Consider the following 25,144-nt stretch of genomic DNA (forward strand, 5'->3'; position numbering starts at 1 on the left):
CAGCGCCTATCAGACCGAGCGCCGCCCGCGCGGCGCTCGGTCTGATAGGCGCTGCAAGGGTCGTGGCGGGCCCCTGCTGGCCTTGATGCGATCCTCTCCCTACACCACCGGCGCACGCTGCACCAGGCTGGTGTAGCTGACCCGGGGTCGGTCGCCCAGGCGCTGCTCGATCAGCGCCTTGAGCGATTCGCCGCGGGCCAGGTAGGCGTCGCCGAAGTCCTGGCTGCCCAGGGCACTGGGGTGGGCCACCACCTCCAGCACGCCATGGGCCGGCGCCAGGCCCGCGCGCACATCGGCCGGGGTGCACACATGGTCGGCGGTGACCCCGCACAGCTGGTGCAGGCGCCGGTTGAGCAAGGTCTTGAACAGCCGTTTCAGCGGGCCGATGTTGTGGCCGATGTTGCGCGCCAGGCGGATCGGCACGCCCTGGCTGCGGGCGAAGCGGGCGACCACCTCGCCGACCGGCCAGATATTGTGCACGTGCTGGTGCGAGTCCAGGTGGCTGGGCATCAGGCCATGGTCCAGGCAGTGCTTCCACTGCGCCTCCAGCTCCTGCGCCACCGCCGCCCGCTCGCGCCGCGACAGGCGCAATGTGCGCTGTTTCAGGCGCAGGTCGAACTCGCCGTGGGGCGTGCAGAAACGCGGCTCGGCAAGGATCGCCCGGCTCAGCGGGCGGCCGTAGGTCAGGTTGAAATGCAGGCCCACCCGGCCCTTGAGCGCCGGTTGCTGGGCCAGCGTGCAGGCGGCGGCGAAAGCCGGCATGTTGGCCATGGCCGTGGCCGAGCTGATCAGCCCGGCCTGGAAGGCATGCAGGATCACCGCGTTGGTGTGGGCGCTGAGGCCGAAATCGTCAGCGTTGACTATGACCTGGGAGGGCATCCGGGTGCTCCTGTGGTGGGGTCGGGGCAAGGGTGCCAGGTGTGCCGGTCTTGCGCAGGCGCGGCTTGAGCCATTGCCAGGTACGTTGCGCCAGGCCCAGCAGCAGGCCGTCGGGGCGCCAGCTGTAGCTGCTCAGGCGCCAGTGTTCGAGGTGGCCGGTCTGGCGTTCGTGGAGCTGGTGGCTGGAATTGTTCAGGCTGACCCGCGAGGCGTCGACCCACTTCCAGTCCTGGTCCAGCCCCCAGTGAATCCACTCCTCGAGCAGCACGCGGCCACTGCCCAGGTCGCGGTGTTCGGGCGCGAAGGCGAGGTTGTAGTCGTACACCCGGCCGCGTTCGAGCAGGCCCAGGCGGTAGCTGATGCAGCGTCCGTCCAGTTCCAGCAGCACCAGGCAGACCAGGCCCTCGGCGGCCAGGGCGGTGAACGCCTGGTACATCCATTGGCGCTGCAGCTCGCCCGAGAAGATGCCGACCTCGTCGTCGCCTTTCCAACTGGCGGCCTCGACGGCGCTGATGGCGTCGAGCAGTGCGCCGATGTTCTCGGGGGTGGCGATGACCCGCCGGACCTGGGCACCGCAGGCGCCGATGCGCTTGCGCGCGCGGCGCAGTTTGTAGCGCGGGTCGCCGCTGACTTCCTGGCGATCGCCTTCGTTGATGCGGTGCACCGGCACACGGCAGCTCAGGCGCTGCTGCCAGGTGGAGCTGGCCGCAGCCCATTGGCGTAGCCAACCATCGGTCTCGGGGTGGTCCGGCACTTCGCTCAGTTGCAGCAGGGCATGGGGCAACTGCCTGCGAATGGCCTGCAGCACCTGCTCGGCGTACAGCGCCGGCAGGTCGATGAGCAAGGCGATGCGATCGCTCAGCGGGTGGCCGAGGTGGCGCACCACCGGGGCCAACAGCGGGCCGAAGGGTTCCCGGCAGCGAATCAGCGGCAGGCACAGGCACAGGTGTTGGTCCTGGTAGCCGAGCAGCACTTGCAGCTGCTGGCCGGGCGCCAGCGCGGCCTCGGCGGCGCGCAGCCAGCCGAGGTGGTTGAACGGCGTGCTGGCAGGCAGGCGCTTGCGCAGCGCCTCGTACTCGCCGGCGGGGAAGTCGTGGCTGCGCAACGACGCGCACCACTTCAGCACCAGGCTCACCGGCTCAACTCGCGGTGGCCGCAGAGGCTTGCGGCTCCGGCTTGCGCAACGGTTCCAGGCGCGACTCGCTGTAGCGGCTTTCGCGGAAGAACTTCCAGCGACCGAACAGGCAATACACGTTCATGATCCGTCCTTGTTCCTGGTAGCCCATGCGCAGGTGCAGCTTGAGCGCCGGGATATTGTGCTGCTCGCAGACATCCACCACCTTGTTGCAGCCCTGGGCGGCCATGGCTTGCCACAGCGCCAGTTGCAGGTCCACCGACAGCTCGGTGCCCCAGTACTTGCGGATCAGTTCGCCGCCGAACTCGAAGAACTCGCCGGGCCCGACCGGGAACCAGCAACCGTAGTAGTGGCGGTCGTGGTAGTGGCGGTTGCTGCCCCAGATGAACGCCACCGCGTCGTTGTCGTCGTCGACGAACATCAGCCCGGTGTGGCCCTCGGCCGCCAGTTCGCGCATGGTATCGACACGGTCGCCAAAATGCCGGGCGAAGGCCTGCGCGTTGTGCACGTTGATGGTCTCGACGCGCAACGCGCCATAGGGTTTGAGGCGGTGCGGCGGCACCGGGCTGACCAGGTCGCGCTCCATCCACAACAGTTGCCAGTGGTAAAAGACGTAGTGCCGCCAGGCGCTACCGAGGGTGTTGCGCAGTCCTTTGCGCTTGATGCGCTCCTGGAGCTTGGTCAAAGCACTCATGGTGCCTCCTGTACGTGGCAGGTCGAGATGCGTCTCATGACGCCTTCCAGGTCAGGGCGAACACGGTTTGCCCTGGCAATTGAAAACGTAGCTGACCGTCGCGGCAGTCGTAGTGGCCGCGGCGGCTCTGGTTGTCGGGGCCGAACAGTTCCAGCTGGCCGGCAGGGCAGTTGCCCAGGGTGAGCGCGACCTGTTGCAGGCGCTCGGCCTTGTTCACCCCCAGCAGGCTGCGTTGCCGCTGGCGGGCCATGGCCAGGGCGTCGACTTCGAAGGCGTCGTTGTCCAGCGCCAGCACCTGGTCCAGCCAGTGGCGCTGGATGAACTGCTGGGCCAGGCCCACCGGCTTGAGTTCGTAGCGCTCGCCGCCGGCGTCGCGCAGCATGCCCTTGGGCCACTCGGGCTCGTCGGCGACGTGGAACCAGTTGAGCATGTCGAGCAGGCCGTCGCTGGCGGCGTTGATCACCACCGAGGTCCACCACAGGCCGGCGTAGTGGCTGTTCTGCTCGTAAGGGCTCAGGCTCGAGCCGCTGGACAGGTTGGTCTGGTCCAGCAGCAGCGCCTTGCGCGGCCGGCCCTGGCCGTCCAGGCCGACCAGCGCGGCGGCCTGGCGCACGCTGTCGCGGTAGCTGCGAGTGGCGAGCAGGTCGCGGACCATCCACTCGTGCCAGGCCAACGCGTCGATCTGCGCGTCCTGTTCGGCGAGCAGGCGCCGCGCCCAGTCGATGCCACGGCGTTGCTTGCCGTCCTCGGCGAAGGGGCCGCCGGTGAAGCGCGACGAGGCCGGCATGGCGATGCGGACCCCGGCCTGATGGGCGCCGGGGTAGTCGCGCACGCGCTTGGCCATGGCCTGGAAGAAATCCCGGTAGCTGGCATAGTCGCGGTAGTTGAGGTTGGGTTCGTCGGCGAAGGCCAGGTAGTGCAGGCCCTGGCCGCCAAGGGCCTTGGTCGCCTCCAGCCAGGCGCCGAGGGCGTCGTGGCTGGTACGGTCGCTGCGCAGGTCGGCCACCCGGGCGCTGCCGGCCAGCAGGGTGATGTCCTGGCGAATGCCGAAACGTTGTTGATAGAGCTTGCGCCAGGGGTTCTCGAAATCGGGCTGGCGCTGCAGCACATCGACGAAGCTGTAGTAGCCGGCGGCCTGGGGGCGCAGGGCATCGAGGGCGGCGAAACTCGAGGCTGGCGGCAGCACGTAGGGCAAGGCTACCCCCAGCTTCGGGGTGGGGCCGAGGACCTTGTCGGCCAGCTTCAGGCGCACCTGGCCGGGGGCCTGGGGCAGGTCGCCGAGGTCTTCGGCGCGCTGGGCGAACAGGTTGGCGCTGCCATCGAGCCAGAACGCCGCCTTGCCGCTGCCTTGCAAGGACAGGCGCCAGGTCTCGTCGCGGTTGCTGGTGGGCAGCGCCTGCTGGTCGAAACGCCAGTAGGCAGGGTAGGGCTTGAGCGCCAGTTGCACGCGCCGACCATCGCCCAGCCGCTCGGCGAACAGGCCATGCACGCCGCCGTGGTACTTGCCGGCGAGGATCGCCTGTTCGCCAGCCTTGACCCGCAAGTACAGGGTCACCCCGGGGCCGACCTCGGCGCTGAAATGCACCTTGGTCGGGGCGAACAGCGCGCGGGTGCTGGCGGCGTGCTGGATGCGGTAGTCGCGAAAGCTGTAGCCGGGAATTTCCAGGCGGTAGGTGCCCTGGCCCGGCGCCAGTGGCCAGCGTTGCGTGCCGCGGACTTGCTCGGCGCTGATGGGCCGTTCGCCGACCAGGCGGCCCTGGCCGTCGAGCAGGAACAGCCGCTCGGCGTTGGCGTCGGCCTGCCAGGCTGGGCGCCACTGGATGCGCACTTGGTCGTCGCGGGTCGGCAGCAGGTACAAGCTGCCATCGCGGATCTCGCCCCATTGCAGCGGCGCCGCAGGCAGCGCGGGCGGGAGCAGCATGGCGAGCAGCAGCAGGGCCCTCATGCCGGCCTCCGTTGCAGCATCTGGCGCAGCGGCGCCAAGTCGCTGGGCAGGATGATCAGCGTGCGCGCCACTGGCACGCCGCTCAGGCGGCAGTACAGCGCCAGCATGGCCACGGTCACCGCCAGGTAGGCGATCGAGGAGGCCGCCGCGGCGCCGACGATGCCCCAGGTCGGGATCAGCAGCACATTGAGCAGCAGGTTCAAGGCGGCCCCCGCGCCCATCAGCAGCGACACCGTGCCGGGGCGGTTCTTGCCCAGCAGGTCCAGGCGCAGGATGCTCGCATAGCACAGCCCCAGCAGCCCGGGCAGCAGCGCCAACAAGGCCGGGTAGGCCGGCGCGTAGTCGGCGCCGAACAGGGTGACGATCAGCCATTGGCCGATCAGCGCCATGCCCAGGCAGGCGCCGAGCATCACCGTGGCGGTCAGGCGCAGGGCCAGCGGGGTCAGGCGTTCCATGCCGGTATCCTGTTGCAGCAGGCGTTTCATCAGCGGCGTGGTGACGGCCTCGGGGACGATCAGCAACAGTTCGGCGGCGGCGCTGGCCATGGCGTAGTGGCCCAGGGCGGTGCTGCCGAGCAGGGCGCCGATGAACAGGTAGTCCGAGCGCAGGATCAGTTGCTGGAACAACAGGTCCGGGTGGCTCTTGGCGCTGTAGGCCAGCAGTTCGCGCTGGCCGCCGCGGTCCCAGCGCAGGCGCAGGCGATGCTGGCGGCCGAGCCACCACAGGCCCAGCACCAGCACCAGGGCGATGCCGGCCAGCCAACTGATCAGCGCGGCTTCCAGGGCCTGCTCGCGCCACATCCAGAACAGCCCGAGGAACAGCAGCAGCGGCGCCAGCGATTCGCTCAGGCGCAAGGCATTGAAGGCGCCGACGCCGCCGCTGGCGTTGTGCAGGGTCAGCAGGCCGCTCTTGAGCACGGTCATCGGCACCGCCAGCAGCAACAGCCAGGCCAGCAGGCCCAGTTGCACGGTCACTGCCAGGTCGGCGCCGAACGAGCGCACCAGCACCACGCAGAGCAAGGTCAGCAGCCCGGCCAGCAGGCTGCCGTAGACCAGCACCTGGGTCAGCAGCAGGCCCATGTCGCGCTGCTTGGCCGCCTGGTAGCCGACCGCGCTGTTCAGGCCGCCGCTGGTGGCGGCGCTGATCAGCTCGGGCAGGGTGCTGAGCAGGGCGAACAGGCCGCGTTCGCTGGGGCCGAGGATGCGCGCCAGGAGCACGTTGCGCAGCAGGCGCAGGGCGATCATCGCCAGCTTGGTGGCCATGCTCAGGGCCAGCTGGCGCAGGTAGCTGTTGCGCATCATCCGCGTGCTCCGCGGCTGATGCGCCAGGCCAGCAGCGATGGGCGGCTGGCGTTGCGCTGGCTGACACCGATGCGCGGCAGGGCCAGGGGGTCGTCCTGGCCCTGGCAGATCCCCGGGCGGGTGCTCAGGGCGTAAGGGTAGCGGTGCGCGGCGACCCGCGCGCGCACCCGTGCGTCGTGGTCGCCGTTGGGGTAGCAGTACACCGGCAGTGGCGCGCGACAGCCGGCGCCGAGCGCGGCATGGCTGCGCTGCAGTTCCTCGTTGAGGCGGTGGTCATCCAGGTGCGGCAGCAGGGCGTGGCTGGCACCGTGCGGGCCGAAGCGCACCAGGCCGGAATCTTCCAGGGTGCGCACTTGCTGCCAGTCCATGGCCTGGGGCAGCGACTCCGGCGGGCAGGTGTCGGTCAGCAGGTGCAGGGCCTGGGGGCTGAGGCTCTTGAGCGTTTGCAGGTAGCGCGCCAGCACCAGGCTGCGGGCCTTGCTGTGGTCGTGCATGAAGTACGCCGCCGGCAATGGCCGGCCGAGCTTGCGCAGGCGCTCGATCAACAGCCGGCGGGCGTCCTCGCCATGGCTGCCCCACAGCGTTTCGCCGACGCTTTCCCACCAGAAGCGCTGGCGGCTGCCAATGTAGTCGGTGGACAGGAAGATGCTCGCCGGCACCTGGTGGCGCTGCAGCAGCGGGAAGGCATTGACCGCGTTGTCGCGCCAGCCGTCGTCGAAGGTCAGGGCCACCTTGGGCCGGGCATCGCCGCGGGGCGCCTGGTGGCTTTCCAGCAGGTCCATCAGGCTGACGCAGTCGAAGTGCCGTTGCAGCCAGCGCAGCAGCCCTTCGAAGGCGCGCGGGCCGACGCACAGCTCGTTGCGATGGGGCAGCGCGGCACTGGCGTCATCGGCCAGCACCCGGTGCAGCATGAGGATCACCCCGGCGCCGCGCAGTTCGGCGCGCCCGCGCGGCGACTTGAAGTACAACCAGCCACTGGCCTGCTTGATATGGGTCTTGATCGGCATGTCCGTCGCTCATCGATTCTGGTCGGGGTTCCATTGGCTGTAGCTGTGCCCGCGCAGGAACTGCCACAGGCCCACGCTCATGCCGGCCAGGGTGACCAGCACGAAGGCGGCCAGGCGGAACGGGCGCGGCAGCCGTCGCGGGCGTCGAGCAGCCCGGCGACGGCGGCGGCGTAGCCGAGCAGTTGCAAGGCCAGGGTCAGGCGGTAGAAACCGGGTTCGGCGGCCAGCCACAGGTTGGCCAGCAGCAGCGGCAGCAACAGCACCGGGGCCAGGCGGCGGATCAGCTTGTGGCTGAGCAGGGCAATGGCGTACAGCCCGTGGCGCGCGGGGTTGAGCAGCTCGCGGCGGGCGGCCAGGCTCAACAGGCCGCCGACGGTCACCCGCTGGCGGCGGCGGAACTGCTTGTCGGCCTCGTCCACGCCCTGGTCGATGACCAGCGCCTCGGGCACATAGACGATGCGCAGCCCCGCGGCGGGGGCGCAGGTGCTGATGTAGAAATCGTCGTTGACCTGTTTGGGGATAGGCTGGTACAGCGCACGGCGCAGGGCGAGCAGGGCGCCGTCGGCCGAGACCATGCAGCCGGTGCGGTTCTCCACCTTGCGCACCCAGGCCTCGTAGTGGCGGTACAGGCTGTCGCCGATGCTCAGGCCCTTGCCCGGGTCGGGGATGACCATGTGCCCGGCGCTGGCGCCGACCTGCGGGTCGGCGAAGGGTGCCAGCAGCAGGCCGAGGGTGTTGCCGGCCCATTGGTTGTCGGCGTCGGTGAACACCAGCAGCTCGCCGCTGCACTGCGCCACCGCGCTATTGAGCGCGCCGGCCTTGCCCAGGCGCGGCAGGTCCAGCACCTGCACCCGTGGATCGCCCACGGCCTGGGCCTGGGCCAGGGCCACGGTGCGGTCGCTGGAGCCGTCGCTGGCCACCACCACCTGCAGTTCGGCGGCGGCGTAGTCCTGGCCGAGCACACTGGCCAGCTTGGCCGCGATATGGCGCTCCTCGTTGTGCGCGGCGATCACCACGCTGACCCGCTGCGGCGCCAATGGCCCCGGTGTGCGGCGCGCGAAGCAAGGCGCGGCCAGGGTCAGCAGCAGCGGGTAGCCGACCCAGGCGTACAGCGGCAACAGCAGGCAAAGCCAGAAGATGATCTCAGCCACGGGCGGGCCTCCTTGCAGTGCGGTTGAACAGGCTGAGGATGAACGCCGCACCGGCCAGGTGCAGGCGCAACCAATGCAGGCCCCAGAGCTGCACGGTCAGCAGCAGGTCGCGGTGGCGACGGCTCTGGCGCAGGCTGAGGAACAACGCGGGCAGGGCGCTGAGCAGCAGCAGGCCCAGCGCCACGTGGGGGAAACCGTCCAGCAGCGCCGACAGGGCCATGGCGTCGAGCACCCAGGCGCCGACCGAAAGCAGCGGGAAGCGCAGCAGGCGCAGGCTCAAGCCGTGGCTGCGCAGCAGTTGCAGGTGGCTGCCCTGGCGCCACATTTCCTTGCCCAGCCATTCGCGCCAGCTGGCTTCGAAACCCCAGTGCAGCACCGCCGGTGCGCGCAGCACCCGCAGGCGCGCGCCGGCCGCGTGCAGGCGCAGGGTGAAGTCCTTGTCCTCGCCGGTGCGCAGGCGTTCGTCGAAACCGCCCACCTGCGCGAACCAGCTGCGGCGCATCAGCAGGTTGGGGGTCGGCAGCCAGGCGCTGTCCTGTACCGTCTGCCCGCAGCGCAAGGTGCGCCGTTGCCAGGCCTGGGCGAACCACGGCGCCTGGCGCGGGGTGTCGCAGTCCAGGGCGAACACATCGCCGTCGCCGCGACGCTGCAAGTCGAGCAACAGGTCGAGCCAGTGCTCGGGCACTTCGATGTCGGCGTCGAGGAAGGCCAGCCAGTCACCGTGGCTGGCAGCCACCCCGGCGTTGCGCAGGGCGCCGATGGCCACCCCTGGCAGCACCAGCACCTCGGCGCCATGGCCGCGGGCGATCGCCGGGCCTGCGTCGCTGGAACCGTTGTCCACCACGATCAGTTCGCAGGCCAGCCCCGCGGCGCTGGCGGCGCGGCGCGCGGCGTCGAGGGTGCGGCCAATATGGCGGGCCTCGTTGAACATCGGGATGACGATGCTCACCTGGCTCATCGGGCCACCCCCAGCGGCTGCGCGGCGCGGGCCTGGCCCAGCAGCACGCTGGACAGCGCCAGCATCAGCCACAGGTACTTGTGGCTCGGCGCGCTGAGGAACATCAGGAACAAGCCGATGGCCAGCATGCTCATGCTCAGGTGGGTCATCAGGTCGGCCTGGTCAGGGTCGCCGGCGGCCCGGAACGCGGCACGGGCCCGCCAGAAGTTGCGCAGGGCCAGGGCGATCATGCCGACGAACAGCAGGCCCGCCGGCAGGCCGACTTCGCTGAACAGCTCGAGGTAGGTGTTGTGGGCGCGCCGGTAAAGGTCGGTGGTCTTGCTGTTGACCGGGGCGAAGGCCTTGGAAAACCCGGTGTCGGCGTAATGCAGCGGGAAGGTGCCGGGGCCGGTGCCGAGCAGCGGGCTGTGGCTGATCATTTCCTTGCCCACCACCAGGTACGAGGCGCGCCGGCCCAGGGACTCGTCCTGGTGGGCGTTGACCCCGGACTTGAGCAGCATCAGCGACTGGATGCGCTCGGCGTAGCCGGCGGGCATCAGGGCCACGCCCAGCGGCAGGACGATGGCCAGGCCGAGCATGGCGAAGCCCAGGTGGCGCGGGCGGATGCGCGCCAACTGCTCGCGGTAGTTGTGCAGCACGATGCCCAGGCTGATCAGCAGCACCACCAGCCCCGAGCGTGATTCGGTCTTGGTCATGCCCACCAGCAGCAACAGGCAGCAGCCGGCCCAGAACAGCTTGACCGGCAGCTGCCGCGCCTTGATCGCCAGCCACAGGCCCAGGGGCATGGCGATGGTAATCAGCAGGGCGAAGGCGTTGGGGTCGAGCATGGCCGAGGCGCGGCCCTGTTCCTGGTATTTGCTGGAGAAGATCGCGAACAGGCAGGTGACGCAGACGCTGACGGTGATCAGCCGCGCCAGCAGCGGCAGGTTGAGGTCGCGGCCCACCAGCAGGGTGATGACGAACACCACCAGGCCCACCAGCAGCTCGCGCAGGTGGCCGCTGGACAGGGCCAGGTCGTCGCTGGTCCACAGGCTCAGCAGGTACAGGGCCATGAACGCCAGCAACAGGCGCCACTGGTTGCTGCGCAGCCGCTCGGCGGGCAGCTGGCGCACCGCCAGTTGCAGGCTGAGGATCAGCACCAGGCCGATGCCCACCAGTTTGGCGCCGGACACCAGGCCGTCCTTGAGCAGGCCCTCCAGTGGCACCAGGGTAGCGATCGCCAACAGGCCCCAGGCCGGCTTGCGGTACAGCGCCAGGGCGCCGGCCAGGCCGATCACCGCGCCGGGGGCCAGGTATGGGTAGGGGCTGGCCAGCAGGCCCAGGCTCAGCAGGGCCACCAGGCCCACCAGCGACAGGGGAATGATCATGCGACAACCTCCTCGGCCGTGCCCCGGTACACCAGGGCCCAGCGTTGTGCCAGGGTCGGCAGGTGGTAGCGTTCGCGTTGCGTGCGGCGGGCCCGGGCAATCAGCTCCGCGGCTTGCTCGGGGTCTTGCAGCAGGGCTTCGAGGTGCGCGCCCAGCTCGGCGGTGGCCAGGGGGCTGGCCAGCAGGCCGTTGCGACCGTGCTCGATGACATCGGGAATGCCGCCGACGCCGAAGGCCGCCACCGGTACGCCTTCCTGCATGGCCTCGAGCAGGATCATCGGCGTGCCTTCGGTGCGCGAGCTGATCACCAGGGCGTCGAGGCGCGCCATCCAGCCGCGCATGTCGCGCTGGAAGCCGGGCAGGGTGATGCGGGTGGTCAGACCGGCAGCGTCGATGCGGGCTTGCAGGAGGTCGCGTTCGGGGCCTTCGCCGAGCATCACGGCGTGGACCTGCGGGTGGCGCTGGCACACCGGGATCAGGGTGTCGAGGAACAGGTCGGGGCCTTTTTCGCTGGACAGGCGGCCGACATAGGCGGCGAGCCAGGTGTTGTGCTCGTGATCGCGATCCCTGTAGGAGCGGCCTTGTGTCGCGATCGGGCGCGAAGCGGCCGCCGGGGCATGGCAATCCGATGTGCCTGGATTATCGGCGTGAGAGGCCTTGGGGCCGCTGTGCGGCCCATCGCGACGCAAGGCCGCTCCTGCAGGGGCGTCAGCAGTTGTACTGGCCTCGGGCAGGCCGTTGGGAATCACCTGCAGCTTGACCTCGGGCACCCCGGCATCGCGGTGGATGCGGGCGATGCTCTGGGCCACGCAGACCACCGTCGCGACCGTCGGCGTGCGGCACAGCTGCAGGCTCAGCCAGGTGTAGAAGCGTTGCTTGCGGCTGCGCGGGGTGAAGCCGTGCTGGGTGCTGACCATCGGCAGGCGCCACAGGGTGGCGCCGATCCAGCCAAACAGCTGGCCCTTGAAGTTATGGCTGTTGACCAGCGGCCGCTGGCCGCGCTGCGCACCCAGCACCTTGAGCACCGCCAGCAGCCCATGGCAGGTTTCGCAGGCCACCCCGGCCTGGCGAAACCGTGCCACCAGCTCGGCCGGGGCATCGAGAAACAGCACGCGATGCTGGCCCGGCATGGCCTGGCAGTGGTCCAGGAGCATGCGTTCGGCGCCGTAGAACCCGCCACTGCTGAGCAGGTGCAGGATCGGCCGCTCGCAGGCCCGCAGCGCCGCGTTCAATTGCGCACCCAGTGCCACAGGCGGGGCAGCGACCAGGTCTTGTGCGGGTTGGGCAGGGCCGGGGTCTGGTCGTTGATCACCAGCAGTACCGGCAGGCCCAGCTGGTGGCCAATCTGCGCCGGATGCTTGAAGCGGTGGTCGAAGAACTCCTTGACATAGACCACGGCGATGGCCAGCAGCAAGCCGGTGATCAGGCCGAATGGAATGATCAGGCCGGGTTTCGGGAAGCTGGCGGCGGTCGGCTGGTAAGGCGCGCTGAGGATGCGCGCGTTGGACTGGCTGCCGTCGAGCAGGCCCTGGCCACGGCTTTCTTCATAACGCTGGGCATAGGTGGAGAAGGCCTTGTGCAGGGCGTCGATCTCGGTGTCCAGCTGGCGGGTCTTGCTCTGGGTCTCGCGCAGTTGCAGGATGCGCTGGCTGTAGTCGGCGATGCGCTGGGTCTTCTGCGCGATCACCTGCGCGGTCACGGCCAGGTCCTGCTGGCGCTCGCGAATGCGGTTCTCGACGATCTTGAGGAACTGCGCGCGCAACTGGGCAATTTGCTGGCGGGCCATGACCATCTGCTCGGCGCCGGGCTGGAACACCGTGGCATCACCGTTGTAGCGGGCCAGCTGGGTGGTCAGCTGCTCGCCGAGCTGCTTGATCTCGCGGTCCTCGAAGGCGATGTTGTCGACCGTGGTGGTGAAGGTGTAGGGGAACGCGTAGTCAGCCATCTTCGCTTTGCTGGCCGCGGCCAGGCTGGATTGCAGGTAGTCGAGCCACTTCTGGTTCTGCAACTGGCGGTCGCGTTGCAGGTTGAGCGCCTGCTCCTCGGTGTTGATGGCGTTGAGGCGGAAGGTGATCTCCTCTTTCGGATCGGACGAGCCGATCGCCGTCAGCAGGCCCAGGCGCTGGTTTTCCAGGTCGCCCAGGCGGGCCTGGTAGTGCAGCTTCTTCTGTTCGTAGAAGGTTTCGGGCAGCTCGTTGGATTGCAGGTCCTGGCGGTTGGTCAGGAAGTTTTCCAGCAGGCGGCTGACGAACAGCGTGCCGAGCTTGGGGTCGGCGGCGTTGTAGGTGATGGATATCACGTTGGAGCCAGGCAGGGTCTCGACCTTGAGGTCTTTCACGGCCTGGTCGGTGAGGGTGTCCAGCTGGGTGTCGCGGTCATCGGCCACGTTGTTGCCGAACACCCGGTGCAGTGGCGCTATCACGGCGTGGCGCAGCGGATCGAGCAGCAGCCGGCGCAGCAGCCCGGGCTCGTCGGGGTAGTGGCCTTCCTTGCGCAGCTCGCCGAGGGTCTGGCGGATCAGGGTGGGCGAGCGCAGGATATTGCTCTCGGTCTCCATGTCGGCCAGCGACGGCGGGATGAACTGGTCGGCCTGCTGGGACAGCGCCGAGGAGGTGTCGCTCTGCGAGAGCTTCTTCGACTGCACGATGACTTCGGCGGTGACGTCGTAGCTCTGCTTGAGCACCAGCGGCAGCAGCACGGCGATCAGCGCGAACACCAGGAACACCCGTTTGACCAACTGGCGGTTGGCGAAGAAGATGCGGAAGAACTCATGCACATAGTTTTCTTTCGGTTGCGTGATCATGGTGCGTCCCCCGCTCAGTCGTTGCTTTCTTTGTTGTCGACGCGGTAGCTGAAGCTGAAGCCAAAGCCCTGGAACAGCACCACGTCGGCCAGTTGCCGGGACAGCTCGGCGGCGCTGGCCAGGGTGGTCTTGGGCACGTAGAGCATGTCTTCGGGCTGCAGGTAGGCCAGTTGCTGGCTACCGCCGGAGAGCGCCTTGTCGACGTCGTAGTGCTTGGCGTGCACGGTGTTGCCTTCGCGGCGCATGATCACCACCGAGCCGAGCTTGGCCTTGAGGGTCGGGCCGCGGGCCAGGGTCAGCGCCTCGAGCACCGAGATCGGCCGGCGGATCTGGAAGGCGCCAGGTTGGCCGACTTCGCCGAGCACGTAGATCTCGTTGGCGGCGGTAGACTTGAGCAGCACGTCCACGCTCATGCGCCCCGGCAGGCTGGCGTAGCGTTCGTTGAGGTAGTCGCGCAGCTGGTTGACGGTCATGCCTTGCAGCGGCACCGAGCCGATTTCCGGGAAGGTGGCGCGGCCGTCGTTGCCCACGGTGATGTCGCGGCTCATGCCGGTACCGGGGTGGGTCAGGGCGTTCTTCAGGTTGATCTCGTCGGTCATGGGGCTGAGTACGCGCACGGTGACCTGGTCGCGGTTGGGCTTGAACACCCGCTTGTCCTGGTAAGCCTGGCGGATCGCGCCTTCGGCCTCGGCGGTGGTCATGCCCTCGACGCGTACCGCGGCGTTGGTGCTGGGCAGGGTGATGCTGCCGTCGGGCTGCACCAGCTGGTTGCCGTTCAGGCCGCTGGCGGCCATGAAGTTCAGGTCCAGGGTGTCGCCGGACTGGATGCGGTACACCCCGGCCGAGCGGTTGCTGACATGGAAGATCACCTCCAGCACGTCCTGCGGGCGCAGTACCTGCTCGCGGCGGGCAACTTCGGTGGCCTGGCTTTCGGCCGGCGCCGCGGTGAGGATCTGCACCGGCATCTCGCGGTCATCCTGGCTGGCGCAGCCGGCCAGGGCCAGCAGGCACAGGGCAATCGATGGGTATCTCATGGCGTTCATCCTGTGCGGCCTCTCAAAGATTTTCGTACAGCCACTTGGGCATGTAGTACTTGCGCTTGTTGAACACGCTGCCGATCAGCCGCGCGCCGGCCTGGGTCAGGCGCTGGGCGGCGGCCTGGGCCACTTCCCAGCGGGTCTCCTCGGCGCTGACCACCAGGATCACGCCGTCGACCAGGGTGCCGATCACCAGGCTGTCGGCGCTGGCATAGATGGCCTCGCCGTCGATCACCACGAAGCGGTACTGGGCGCTCAGCTGGCGCAGCAGCACCCGAACCAGCTCGGGGTCGAGGCGGTCGCGACCGCGCTTCCAGGTGCCGGCCGGGAGCAGGTCGAACGGCTGGTCGGACAGGCGCACGATGCAGTCCTGGGCCAGCGGCGGGGTGTCCTGGTCGAACAACAGGTCGCTGTAGCCGCGCAGCTTGGCCAGGCCCAGCTGCTGGCTGAGGCCGCCGGGGCTGAGGCTGGCGTCGATCAGCAGCACGTTGCCGGCGCTCATCAGGGCCAGCTGGCCGGCGAAGGCCAGGGCGCTGGTGCTGGTGCCACTGCCGGTGTTGGCCGCGGTCAGCAGCAGGGTGCGCTGGTCGAGGTCGAGCACGGTGGCGGTCAGGTTGGTCTCGCTTGGGGTAGCGATTGTCAGGCTTCTTGAGGATGAACCGTCCATCTCAGCTTGCTCCGTGGCCAGTGAAGACTTTGAACGGGGTCTTGAGCAGGATCTTCAGGTCCAGCATCAGGCTCTGTTCGTTGATGTAGCTCAGGTCGAGCTCTACACGTTGGTCGAAGTCGATGTCGCTGCGCCCGGAGATCTGCCACAGGCCGGTCATGCCGGGGTAGATCGACAGCCGCGCCAGGTGGTTGTCCTGGTAGCGGTAGGCGTTGAACGAGGTGGGGCGCGGGCCGACCAGGCGCATGTCGCCGCTGACCACGTTGAGCAGGTTGGGCAACTCGTCGAGGCTGCTGCGGCGTAGCCAGCTGCCCACCGAGGTGATGCGCGGGTCCTTGTCGATCTTGAAGTCGATGGCGTCGGCGCCGTGCTTGTTGAGGTGGCGCACCGAGTCTTTCAGCGCCTCGGCGTTGGCCACCATGGTGCGGAACTTGTACATGCCGAACAGCCGGCCCCGGTAGCCGGTGCGCTTCTGCACGAAGAACACCGGGCCTGGGCTGGAGCGCTTGATCAGCACCGCCAGCACCAGGAACAGCGGCGACAGCATCAGCAGCAACACCAGCGCGGCCAGGCATGACAGCACGCGGTTGGTCCGCGACAAGGTCCAGGGCCGCCCACCGGCGCGGCCGCTGATCCAGCCGCGGCCCTGCATGTGGATGGCCGCGTCGATGCGCTGACGGTGCGCCGGGTCCATGCGTTTGTCCTGGTACAGCGCCTGTAGTTGCGCGCTTTTCGGTTGTCCTGTCATATCGCCCTCCGTTGATCCGACTGCTCGCCGGCGGGCGCCGCTTCGCTGGCGGCAGGCGAGTAGTAGTGCTTGAACCAGGCGACGAAGCGCCCGAGCCCTTCATCGAGGCCTATCTGTGGGGTGAAGCCGGTGACCCGGGCCAGGGCGCTGGCATCGGCGCAGGTGGCCAGCACATCGCCTGGCTGCAGCGGCAGCAATTCGATCACGGCCTTGCGGCGCAGGTGCTTTTCCAGCAGGGCCAGGTAGTCGAGCAGTTCCACCGGGCGCTGCCCGCCGATGTTGTACAGGCGCCAGGGCGCGTGGCTGCTGGCCGGGTCGGGGGTGAGCGGGTCCCACTGCGGGTCGCCGACCGGGGGCCGGGGGATCAGCCGCACCAGGCTCTCGACGATGTCGTCGATGTAGGTGAAGTCACGCTGGTGGCGGCCATGGTTGAACAGCTGGATCGGCCGCCCTTCGCTGATCGCGCTGGCGAACTGCATCGGCGACATGTCTGGGCGCCCCCAGGGGCCGTACACGGTGAAAAAGCGCAGGCCGCTGCAAGGGATGCGGTACAGGTGGCTGTAGCTGTGGGCCATGGCCTCGTTGGCTTTCTTGGTGGCGGCGTACAGCGACAGTGGGTGATCCACTGCGTCTTGCACGCGGTATGGGCTGCGCTGGTTGGCGCCGTATACCGAGCTGGACGAGGCGTACAGCAGGTGCTGAACCGGGTAATGGCGGCAGCCTTCGAGAATGTTGAGAAAGCCCGCCAGGTTGCTCTGCAGGTAGGCCTGGGGATTGTCCAGCGAGTAGCGCACCCCGGCCTGGGCGGCCAGGTGCACCACCACCTCGGGGCGCTCGCTGGCGAACAGCCTGGCCATGCCATCGCGCTCGCCCAGGTCCAGGCTGTGCAGCGGGAAGTCGCCGGCGCTCTGGCGTACCCAGTGCACGCGGGCGTGCTTGAGCGACGGCGCGTAATAGTCGTTGAAGTTGTCCAGCCCCACCACCTGGTGGCCGTCGAGCAGCAGCCGGCGGCAGGTGTGGGCACCGATGAACCCGGCCGCGCCGGTGACCAGCACCTTCATGGCGCGTCCGCCTGCGGGCTGACCTGGCGCAGGCCGATGCCGCTGTAGTGCAGGCCGTGGGCGGCCACTTGCTCGGGGTTGTACAGGTTGCGGCCATCGACGATCACCCGCGCGCGCAGCTTGCTGGCCAACAGGGCGAAGTCGACCACGCGGAAGTTCTTCCACTCGGTGCAGATCACCAGGGCATCGGCGTCCTGCAGGGTGTCGTCGCGGGTGGCGCACAGTTGCAGGTCGTCGCGGTAGCCGTACAGCCGCCGGCATTCATCCATCGCCTCGGGGTCGTAGGCGCGCACCGTGGCGCCTTCGGCCCACAGCGCTTCCATCAGGTAGCGGCTGGGTGCTTCGCGCATGTCGTCGGTGTTGGGCTTGAAGGCCAGTCCCCACAGGGCGATGGACTTGCCGGCCAGGCCTGCCAGGCGTTGCTTGAGCTTGGCGAACAGGATGCGCCGCTGCTGGTCGTTGACCTCGTTGACGCTTTGCAGCAGGCGCAGCGGCATGCCGCTATGGGCGGCGGTGTGCAGCAGGGCCTTGATGTCCTTGGGGAAGCACGAGCCGCCGAAGCCGCAACCGGGGTAGATGAAGTGGTAGCCGATGCGCGGGTCGGAGCCGATACCGCGGCGCACGGCCTCGATATCGGCGCCCAGGTGTTCGCTGAGGTTGGCCAGTTCGTTCATGAAGCTGATGCGCGTGGCGAGCATGGCGTTGGCGGCGTACTTGGTCAGTTCGGCGCTGCGGTTGTCCATGAACATCAGTTTTTCGTGGTTGCGGCAGAACGGTGCGTACAGCTCGGCCAACTGGTCATGGGCCACCTCGTCGAGGGTGCCGACGATGATCCGGTCGGGGCGCATGCAGTCGGCCAGGGCGCTGCCTTCCTTGAGGAATTCTGGGTTGGACACCACGCGCACCTGCAACTGGCTCTTGCCCAGGCGCTGCAGCTCGTCGCGGGCCAGGGCCATGACCTGGTCGGCGGTGCCCACCGGCACCGTGGACTTGATGATCAAGGTGCGGTCGGCCTCCATCAGCGCGGCGATCTGCCGGGTGACGTTGAGCACGTGGCTGAGGTCGGCCGAGCCGTCTTCGTCGGGCGGGGTGCCGACGGCGATGAAGATCAGCTCGGCATGGCTGACGGCGTCGCTGGCCTGGGTGCTGAACAGCAGGCGGCCTTCCTTGATGTTGTCCTCGAGCAGATCCGACAGGCCGGGCTCGCTGATCGGCGGCACGCCCTGGCGCAACTGGTTGATCTTGTGGGCATCGACATCCACGCACAGCACGCGATGGCCGACGTCCGCCAGGGCGGCAGCCTGTACCAGTCCTACATAACCTGTGCCAAAAACGCTCACGTCCATGCGCTGTGCCTCGATGGATGAGTAAGGGAGATGAAACAGTGGTGTGAATTCGGTATAGCTCAGCGCCGGGGATTTGCGTCAAAGCAATGGCATGTTTCGTCGAATTTACAGACCCTAAGTAAACGGGCCATGTGCCACCAACCCTTTTCCAATCCGTGTGTTAGCGAACAAAGCTGCTGGCAATTGGCCGTTCCGTGTCCCGATGAACGGTTGGATGCAGCGTAATAAGCGGGCTGTAGACGATAGGGATAATCATCAGCGACTACTGTGAGGTGCCAGAATCTGGCGTCGGAATATCGTCGGAAAATTGACTTTTCTGTGTTGTGGTTTGTTTCACAGCTGCTACGGTTTGAAGAGCAATCCATGACGGGAGTGACCGGGACATGCGGAGCTGGATCAAGATTTCGCTGCTGCTCATCTACCTGATCAGCTTTCACGCCTACTACCGCGAACGCATAGAAGCGTTGGCTATTGGCCTGCCGCTGGTGTTGTACCTGGGGGTCTTCGCGGTGCTGGCGACGACCTTGCTGCTGGCGGCGTTCACCCGCCTGGCCTGGCTGCGCTGGCTGTTGGCGGCGACCCTGGCGGTGAGCGCGGTGTTCCTCGACGCTTATCACCAGATCACCGATGCCTACCTGACCTATAGCGCGTTCGTGTCGATGGTCTATGCCGGCGCCTTCGTGCAGGAAGCCTTGCAGCAGTACCACTACGCCATAACCTTGGCGGCGGCTCGGGCGTTGCTGCTGCTGTTGGGCATCGGCCTGCGCCCCGCGCGCTGGCCACGCCTGCCGCGCGCGTTGCCACCGTTGGCCCCGGTGCTGGGCGTGCTGATGTTGATGGCGATCCTGTTCGTGCGCGCAGGCGAGGGCGCCCGGGGCCTGCCGGTGATGTACACGCCGCTGGCCTACCTGGGGCTGTTCGGCTACGAGAGCGTGCATGACCGGGTCGGCCCGCGCCAAGCGGTGACGCTGGCGCGCACCGGGCCGCCCATGGCCCGCGATATCGTGCTGCTGATCGACGAGAGCATCTCGGGCAACTACCTGGACCTGAACACCCCGGCCGGGGTCACCAGCCATCTGGCGCAAGCGCAACCGGGGGTGGCGATCGTCAACTTCGGCTATGCCGCCTCGATCGCCAATTGCAGCGCCGACACCAATGTCACCTTGCGCTATGGCGGTACCCGCGACGACTACCTGCGCATCAACACCACCCAGCCATCGATCTGGCAGTACGCCAAGCAGGCGGGGCTGGGCACGGTGTACATCGATGGCCAGCGCACCGGCGGCAACTTGCAGAACCTGATGAGCGAAACCGAAAAGCGCGATATCGACCAGTTCATCCAGTTCGATGACACGCCGGTGGTGCAGCGCGACATGGCGGTGCTGGAGCGTTTGCTGGCGTTGCTGGGTGATGGCAAGCCGCAGTTGATCGTGGTCAACAAGGTTGGCGCGCACTTTCCGGTACACGACAAATACCCCGACGATTTCCTGACGTTCAAGCCGGCCTTGCCCCGTGGGCGTTTCGTCGATATCGCCGACACCGGCACGCGCGAGGGTTTCGACGGCAGCCCGCAGGATTGGGTGCTCTATCGCAACGCCTACCAGAACACGTTGCTGTGGAATGTCGGCGAGTTCTTCCGCCGGTTGTTTGCCCAGGCGGATCTGAGCCATGCCGTGCTGCTCTATACCTCTGATCATGGTCAGGATCTGCACGAGCGCGGCAACCCGGGGCTGAACACCCACTGCGACAGCGACCCGGTGCCGGAGGAGGGCCTGGTGCCGTTGGTGGTGATCCAGGGCCAGGGGCTGAAGACCCTCGACTGGCAGGCGCACCTGGCGCAGAACCGCAATGCCTCGAGCCATTACAACCTGTTTCCCACCTTGCTCAAGTTGATGGGCTATGACGGCGCGGCGGTGAGTGCATTGTATGGCCGGGCCCTGGATATGCCGACGGACGATCCGTTTACCTTCAATGTGCGGTTCAATGCGCGGTTGGGGGCGAAGCCGGATTTTCGGCATATAGACCTGGGGCAGGTGGTTACACCAGGGGTCTATATGCCGGTTGGCAGAGCGGATTGATTAAATAGACCGCTTCTAGGCTCTGCTGTTGCTCTGCTGTTGCTCTGCTGTTGCTCTGCTGTTGCTCTGCTGTTGCTCTGCTGTTGCTCTGCTGTTGATGTTGATTTTGCTTCTAAGCGCGCGATAGTTCAGGCGCCGCTGTTGCTCTGCTGTTGCTCTGCTGTTGCTCTGCTGTTGCTCTGCTGTTGCTCTGCTGTTGCTCTGCTGTTGCTCTGCTGTTGCTCTGCTGTTGATGTTGATGTTGCTTCTAAGCGCGCGATAGTTCAGGCGCCGCCAATTGCGACTTCAGGAGGCCGAGTGGAGTTCTTGCGTAGTGGGGCGACGGCCATGGATGGCCGTCGAGCGCTGCGCCCCAGGATGGGGCGTACAGCGCGGTACCCACGGGAGCAAGAACGGAGCGAGGGGACCCCGGAGCGCAGCGTAGGGGCCGGATGAATGGAGCCAGCGGTTTTTGCCTACTTTTGCCCGCGTGCAAAAGTAGGTCGCCGTAAAGGCGAAAAGGTGACTGTGCGTCGACATAGCTAATGAATGCGCCTATAGCTTTCAAAACCCACGCTCTGAAAGTCAAAGTCAAAGTCAAAGTCAAAGTCAAAGTCAAAGTCAAAGTCAAAGTCAAAGTCGATCGGCGTGGGTATTCACAGAGGTAAGCGCATTCATTGGCTATATTGACGCTTAGTCACCTTTTCGCCCTTACGGCGAGTCACTTTTTGTCAAACGCGACAAAAAGTAACCAAAAAACGCTGCGCTCCATTCATCCGGCCCTACGCTACGCTCCGGGTTCCCTCACTCCGGCCTTGCTCCCGGGAGGGCCGCGCTGTAGGGCCCATCCTGGGCCCCAGCGCTTGACGGGCATCCATGCCCGTCACCTCCCTACGCAAGGCCTGCGTTCGGCCTCCTGAAGTCGCGAAGTTACGCGCGGCGCCTGCACTGGCGCAGCTGTCGCTCGCTGGGGTTGACGCTAGCCTCTTGATCGACAAAGTCAACGGCAACGGCAACGGCAACGGCAACGGCAACGGCAACGGCAACGGCAACGGCATCTGCCGTTAACTGCGTTCCCACATCGACCTGAATCCTTGCGCTTCTTCAACCAGCCAGTCATGCACCGCCCGTGCACCTGGCTGGTTCAGCCCTCCCGGCGGGTATAGCAGCACATAGCGCTTGTGGTTGGCGATCGGCACGCCGAACGGCACGATCAAGGCGCCACGCTCGAGCTCGTCGTTGAGCAGCGTGCGCCGGGCGATGGCCACGCCGATACCGGCAATGGCCGCCTCGATGGTCAGATGGTTGCGGTTGAACGTATGCCCACGCCGCACGTCCAGCCCGGCGGCACCGATACCCTCGAGGTAGAACTCCCATTCCGCGTACTCCGAACTGCCGCGCCAGGCCGTGATGTCGTGCAGCAGCGGATAGTGGGCCAGGTCGGCCGGGCCATGCAGCGGCGGCCGCCCACGCAGCAGCGCCGGGGAGCACACCGGGAAGATCTGCTCGTCCAGCAGCGGGGTGGAGAGCATGCCCGGGTAGCTGCCATCGTTGAGGTCGATGGCCAGGTCGAAGTCCTCCGGATGCAGGGCCTGGTTGCTGTCCTCGGCCACCAGGCGCAGTTCGATGTCCGGGTAGCGCTGCTGGAAGCGCGGCAGGCGCGGCGTCAACCATTTGGCCAGGAACGAGGGGATCGAGCGCAGGCGCAAGGTGCCACGGATCTCCCCGGCATCCAGGCGCAGCAGCTCGGCCTCGATGCTGCCGTAGGCCTCGGCCACGGTCTGGGCCAGGCGCTGCCCCTCCGCCGACAGCTCGACCCCACGGGCACGGCGCAGGAACAGGCGAAAGCCCAGGCGCTCCTCGAGCTGGCGCATCTGCTGGCTGACCGCGCCGGGAGTGATGTGCAACTCCTCGGCACAGCGGGTGAACGACAAGTGCCGCGCGGCGCAGGAAAACACATGCAGCCAGACGAACACCTGGCCATTGAGTGGCCCTTTCATCGTTTAGTCCTGCTAAAGGCTTGTGTAGGAAGTTTCGTTGGTCAAGCCGACCTGAGCGCGGCAGTATCGCGCAACTTTGTAATACCGTTCAATTTTTCCAGAGAGCCATGGCGTGTTTCTATTGCACGTCATGGCCAGGCATTAGCATGGCTATCAGTGTTTTCGACCTTTTCAAGATTGGCATCGGCCCGTCCAGCTCCCATACCGTCGGCCCGATGCGCGCCGCCGCAACCTTCGCCCAGGCCCTGCGCGAGCGCGGCCTGCTGGCCCAGGTGACGCGGGTCGAGGTGCGCCTGTACGGCTCGCTGTCGGCTACCGGCGTCGGCCATGCCACCGACCGCGCCTGCCTGCTGGGGTTGATGGGCCAGTGGCCCGACCGTATCGATCCGCAGAGCATCGAGCCACGCATCGACCAGTTGCTGCAGGAGAACTGCCTGTTGCTCGATGGCAGCCACCCCGTCGAATTCCAGTATGCCCGCGACATGCGCCTGCTCGACGAGAACCTGGCCTACCATCCCAATGCCATGACCGTCGAAAGCTTCGCCGGCCACGACAGCCTGTTCAGCCAGACCTATTATTCGGTCGGTGGCGGTTTCATCGTCGAGGCCAGCGAGATCGATGCGCCGCAGGGCAGCGGCGCTCAGGTCGAACTGCCTTACGAATTTTCCAGCGGCGCCGAGCTGCTGGCGCTGTGCAAGGCCCACAACCTCAGCGTCAGCCAGCTGATGCTGGCCAACGAATGCGCCTGGCGGCCAGAAAGCGAAGTGCGCGAAGGGCTGCTGAAGATCTGGGCGGCGATGGGCGAGTGCGTCAGCAACGGCTTGCGCAACGAGGGCATCCTGCCCGGAGGGCTCAAGGTCAAGCGCCGCGCCGCGCGCCTGCACCGCAGCCTGCAGGAGCTGGGCAAGCCCAACGTGATCGGTTCGACCCTCAGCGCCATGGAGTGGGTCAACCTGTTCGCCCTGGCGGTCAATGAAGAGAACGCCGCGGGCGGGCGCATGGTCACCGCGCCCACCAATGGGGCGGCAGGGATCATCCCGGCGGTGCTGCACTACTACATGAAGTTCAACCCCGGTGCCTGCGACGACGATGTGGTGGCGTTCCTGCTGGCCGCTGCCGCGGTGGGCATCCTGTGCAAGAAGAACGCCTCGATTTCCGGTGCCGAAGTCGGTTGCCAGGGCGAGGTCGGTTCGGCCTGCTCGATGGCCGCCGCCGGCTTGGCCGAGGTGCTCGGCGCCACTGCGCCGCAACTGGAGAACGCCGCCGAGATCGCCCTGGAGCACAACCTGGGGCTGACCTGCGACCCGGTGGGCGGCCTGGTGCAGATCCCCTGCATCGAACGCAACGCGATCGCCGCGGTGAAGGCAATCAATGCCGTGCAGATGGCCCTGCGTGGCGATGGCGAGCACTTCATTTCCCTGGACCGGGTGATCCGCACCATGCGCGACACCGGCGCCGACATGCACGCCAACTACAAGGAAACCTCCCGCGGCGGCCTGGCCGTCGCTTTCGTCGAGTGCTGAGCCACAAGCGCTTTGCTGTGCGGGGCGGCTTCCACGAAGCCGTTCCGACGACCCTGATTGAACCTGCAACACCCGCTGTACCTGCGACAAAAACAACTACAAGGCGATACCCATGACTGATGTACAAAGCACCACGCGCATGCGTGCGGATTCGGCTGCCCCGGCTGCGGGCTCGAGCACCTGGAACCGTCACGACACCACCTGGGCCCTGGGCCTGTATGGCACGGCCATCGGCGCCGGCACCCTGTTCCTGCCGATCAACGCTGGGGTAGGGGGCTTCTGGCCATTGCTGATCCTGGCATTGCTGGCCTTCCCCATGACCTTTTTCGCCCACCGGGCCCTGACCCGCTTCGTGCTGTCCGGGCGCAAGGGCGGCAACGAAGACATCACCGAGGTGGTCGAAGAGCACTTCGGCACCGGTGCCGGCAAGCTGATCACCTTGCTGTACTTCTTTGCCATCTTCCCGATCCTGCTGGTCTACAGCGTGGCGCTGACCAACACCCTGACCAGCTTCTTCGAGCACCAACTGCACATCGAGCCACCACCACGGGCCTTGCTCGCGCTGCTGCTGATCTGCGGGTTGATGATCGTGGTGCGCTGCGGCCAGCAGATCATCGTCAAGGCCATGAGCGTGCTGGTCTATCCCTTCGTCGCCTCGCTGCTGTTGCTGGCCCTGAGCCTGATCCCCAACTGGAACGGCGCCTTCTTCGCCCAGGCCAACGAAGGCTTGAGCGCCTCGAAACTGCTGCTGACCCTGTGGCTGGCGATTCCGGTGATGGTGTTCTCGTTCAACCACTCGCCGATCATCTCGGCCTTCGCCGTCGACCAGAAGCACCGCTACGGTGGCGATGCCGACCGCAAGAGCGGCCGCACCCTGGCCACCGCCCACGTGATGATGGTGCTGACGGTGATGTTCTTCTGCTTCAGCTGCGTGCTGGCCCTGAGCCCCGGCGACCTGGCCGCGGCCAAGGCGCAGAACATCTCGATCCTGTCGTACCTGGCCAACCACTTCCAGACCCCGGTGATCGCCTTCGTCGCGCCGCTGATCGCCCTGGTGGCGATCACCAAGTCGTTCCTGGGCCACTACATCGGTGCCAGCGAAGGCTTCCAGGGCATGATCGTCAAGAGCCTGCGCGGGCGTGGCAAGGCTTGGCCAGCCAAGCGCCTGGAGCGCGTCACGGCGCTGTTCATGGTGCTGAGCTGCTGGGCGGTGGCGACCCTGAACCCGAGCATCCTTGGGCTGATCGAGAGCCTGGGTGGCCCGGTGATCGCCTGCCTGCTGTTCCTGATGCCGATGTACGCGGTACACAAGGTACCGGCGCTGCGCCAGTATTCGGGCAAGCTGTCGAATGTGTTCGTGGTGCTGATCGGCTTGATCACGCTGTCGGCGATCGTCTACAGCTTCATCGCCTGAGGCGCTGAAGCATCGCCGGAAGAGCCCGCTCCCACGCCATGATCACGGCGT

Annotated in this window: 20 protein-coding genes and 1 pseudogene; 4 read left to right on the plus strand and 17 right to left on the minus strand. The window is 67.0% G+C overall.

The features are described from left to right. Positions 1–99: 99 nt before the first annotated feature. The 16 genes and pseudogenes from KSS95_RS14340 to KSS95_RS14415 form a co-directional block, all read right to left on the minus strand. Complete coding sequence (locus KSS95_RS14340) at positions 100–879, minus strand: ChbG/HpnK family deacetylase (RefSeq protein ID WP_217847737.1); 780 nt, start codon at positions 877–879, stop codon at positions 100–102. Beyond that, positions 851–2,014: a GNAT family N-acetyltransferase gene (locus KSS95_RS14345; protein WP_217847738.1), complete on the minus strand. Its 1,164-nt coding sequence runs from the start codon at positions 2,012–2,014 to the stop codon at positions 851–853. Before KSS95_RS14345 ends, KSS95_RS14340 begins: the two co-directional genes overlap by 29 nt. 4 nt (positions 2,015–2,018) lie before the next feature. After that, a complete protein-coding gene (locus tag KSS95_RS14350; protein WP_217847739.1) occupies positions 2,019–2,708 on the minus strand; it encodes a GNAT family N-acetyltransferase in 690 nt (229 codons plus the stop codon). Between the two features lie 34 nt (positions 2,709–2,742). Beyond that, a complete protein-coding gene (locus KSS95_RS14355; protein WP_217847740.1) occupies positions 2,743–4,653 on the minus strand; it encodes a hypothetical protein in 1,911 nt (636 codons plus the stop codon). Beyond that, positions 4,650–5,954 (minus strand): lipopolysaccharide biosynthesis protein, encoded by a 1,305-nt coding sequence (locus tag KSS95_RS14360; RefSeq protein ID WP_217847741.1) that lies wholly within the window; start codon positions 5,952–5,954, stop codon positions 4,650–4,652. The genes KSS95_RS14355 and KSS95_RS14360 overlap by 4 nt, the downstream gene beginning before the upstream one ends. Next, positions 5,951–6,961, minus strand: coding sequence for a polysaccharide deacetylase family protein (locus tag KSS95_RS14365; protein WP_217847742.1), 1,011 nt, complete (start codon positions 6,959–6,961; stop codon positions 5,951–5,953). The genes KSS95_RS14360 and KSS95_RS14365 overlap by 4 nt, the downstream gene beginning before the upstream one ends. Before the next feature lie 9 nt (positions 6,962–6,970). After that, positions 6,971–8,112, minus strand: a pseudogene (locus tag KSS95_RS14370) (glycosyltransferase). Next, a complete protein-coding gene (locus tag KSS95_RS14375) occupies positions 8,105–9,070 on the minus strand; it encodes a glycosyltransferase (RefSeq protein ID WP_217847743.1) in 966 nt (321 codons plus the stop codon). Before KSS95_RS14375 ends, KSS95_RS14370 begins: the two are co-directional and overlap by 8 nt. Continuing rightward, positions 9,067–10,437 carry an O-antigen ligase family protein gene (locus KSS95_RS14380; protein ID WP_217847744.1) on the minus strand — a complete coding sequence of 457 codons (1,371 nt, stop codon included), beginning with the start codon at positions 10,435–10,437 and terminating at the stop codon, positions 9,067–9,069. Before KSS95_RS14380 ends, KSS95_RS14375 begins: the two co-directional genes overlap by 4 nt. After that, on the minus strand, positions 10,434–11,669 hold the full coding sequence (locus KSS95_RS14385; RefSeq protein ID WP_225935506.1) for a glycosyltransferase family 4 protein: 1,236 nt from the start codon (positions 11,667–11,669) through the stop codon (positions 10,434–10,436). The genes KSS95_RS14380 and KSS95_RS14385 overlap by 4 nt, the downstream gene beginning before the upstream one ends. Next, the gene (locus tag KSS95_RS14390; RefSeq protein ID WP_217847745.1) at positions 11,666–13,240 is read right to left on the minus strand and encodes a GumC family protein; all 1,575 of its coding nucleotides are present in this window, start codon (positions 13,238–13,240) and stop codon (positions 11,666–11,668) included. Before KSS95_RS14390 ends, KSS95_RS14385 begins: the two co-directional genes overlap by 4 nt. Before the next feature lie 14 nt (positions 13,241–13,254). Beyond that, entirely contained in the window at positions 13,255–14,274 is a 1,020-nt protein-coding gene (locus tag KSS95_RS14395) for a polysaccharide biosynthesis/export family protein (RefSeq protein ID WP_217847746.1), read from the minus strand. Positions 14,275–14,296: 22 nt separating this feature from the next. Further along, the gene (locus KSS95_RS14400) at positions 14,297–14,944 is read right to left on the minus strand and encodes a CpsD/CapB family tyrosine-protein kinase (protein ID WP_217847747.1); all 648 of its coding nucleotides are present in this window, start codon (positions 14,942–14,944) and stop codon (positions 14,297–14,299) included. A 1-nt stretch (position 14,945) separates the two neighbouring features. Then, positions 14,946–15,692 (minus strand): sugar transferase, encoded by a 747-nt coding sequence (locus KSS95_RS14405; RefSeq protein ID WP_217847748.1) that lies wholly within the window; start codon positions 15,690–15,692, stop codon positions 14,946–14,948. Further along, positions 15,689–16,753, minus strand: coding sequence for an NAD-dependent epimerase (locus KSS95_RS14410; RefSeq protein ID WP_217847749.1), 1,065 nt, complete (start codon positions 16,751–16,753; stop codon positions 15,689–15,691). The genes KSS95_RS14405 and KSS95_RS14410 overlap by 4 nt, the downstream gene beginning before the upstream one ends. After that, positions 16,750–18,099 carry a UDP-glucose dehydrogenase family protein gene (locus KSS95_RS14415; RefSeq protein WP_217847750.1) on the minus strand — a complete coding sequence of 450 codons (1,350 nt, stop codon included), beginning with the start codon at positions 18,097–18,099 and terminating at the stop codon, positions 16,750–16,752. The genes KSS95_RS14410 and KSS95_RS14415 overlap by 4 nt, the downstream gene beginning before the upstream one ends. A 383-nt stretch (positions 18,100–18,482) precedes the next feature. Between KSS95_RS14415 and KSS95_RS14420 the strand changes: the two genes are divergently transcribed. Then, the gene (locus KSS95_RS14420) at positions 18,483–20,177 is read left to right on the plus strand and encodes a sulfatase-like hydrolase/transferase (RefSeq protein WP_217847751.1); all 1,695 of its coding nucleotides are present in this window, start codon (positions 18,483–18,485) and stop codon (positions 20,175–20,177) included. Positions 20,178–21,032: 855 nt separating this feature from the next. Continuing rightward, a complete protein-coding gene (locus KSS95_RS14425; protein WP_217847752.1) occupies positions 21,033–21,224 on the plus strand; it encodes a hypothetical protein in 192 nt (63 codons plus the stop codon). Here KSS95_RS14425 and KSS95_RS14430 read toward each other — a convergent pair. Next, complete coding sequence (locus KSS95_RS14430; protein WP_217847753.1) at positions 21,221–22,156, minus strand: LysR substrate-binding domain-containing protein; 936 nt, start codon at positions 22,154–22,156, stop codon at positions 21,221–21,223. The two genes, KSS95_RS14425 and KSS95_RS14430, sit on opposite strands and share 4 nt — an antisense overlap. 146 nt (positions 22,157–22,302) lie before the next feature. Between KSS95_RS14430 and KSS95_RS14435 the strand changes: the two genes are divergently transcribed. Together KSS95_RS14435 and KSS95_RS14440 are read left to right on the plus strand one after the other, a co-directional pair. Beyond that, positions 22,303–23,679, plus strand: a complete 1,377-nt coding sequence (locus tag KSS95_RS14435; protein ID WP_217847754.1) for an L-serine ammonia-lyase — start codon at positions 22,303–22,305, stop codon at positions 23,677–23,679. 139 nt (positions 23,680–23,818) lie between these two features. Then, positions 23,819–25,093 (plus strand): serine/threonine transporter, encoded by a 1,275-nt coding sequence (locus KSS95_RS14440; RefSeq protein WP_225935591.1) that lies wholly within the window; start codon positions 23,819–23,821, stop codon positions 25,091–25,093. Positions 25,094–25,144: the final 51 nt, after the last annotated feature.

The sequence above is a fragment of the Pseudomonas muyukensis genome (genome assembly GCF_019139535.1).
GTDB classification, from domain to species: domain Bacteria; phylum Pseudomonadota; class Gammaproteobacteria; order Pseudomonadales; family Pseudomonadaceae; genus Aquipseudomonas; species Aquipseudomonas muyukensis.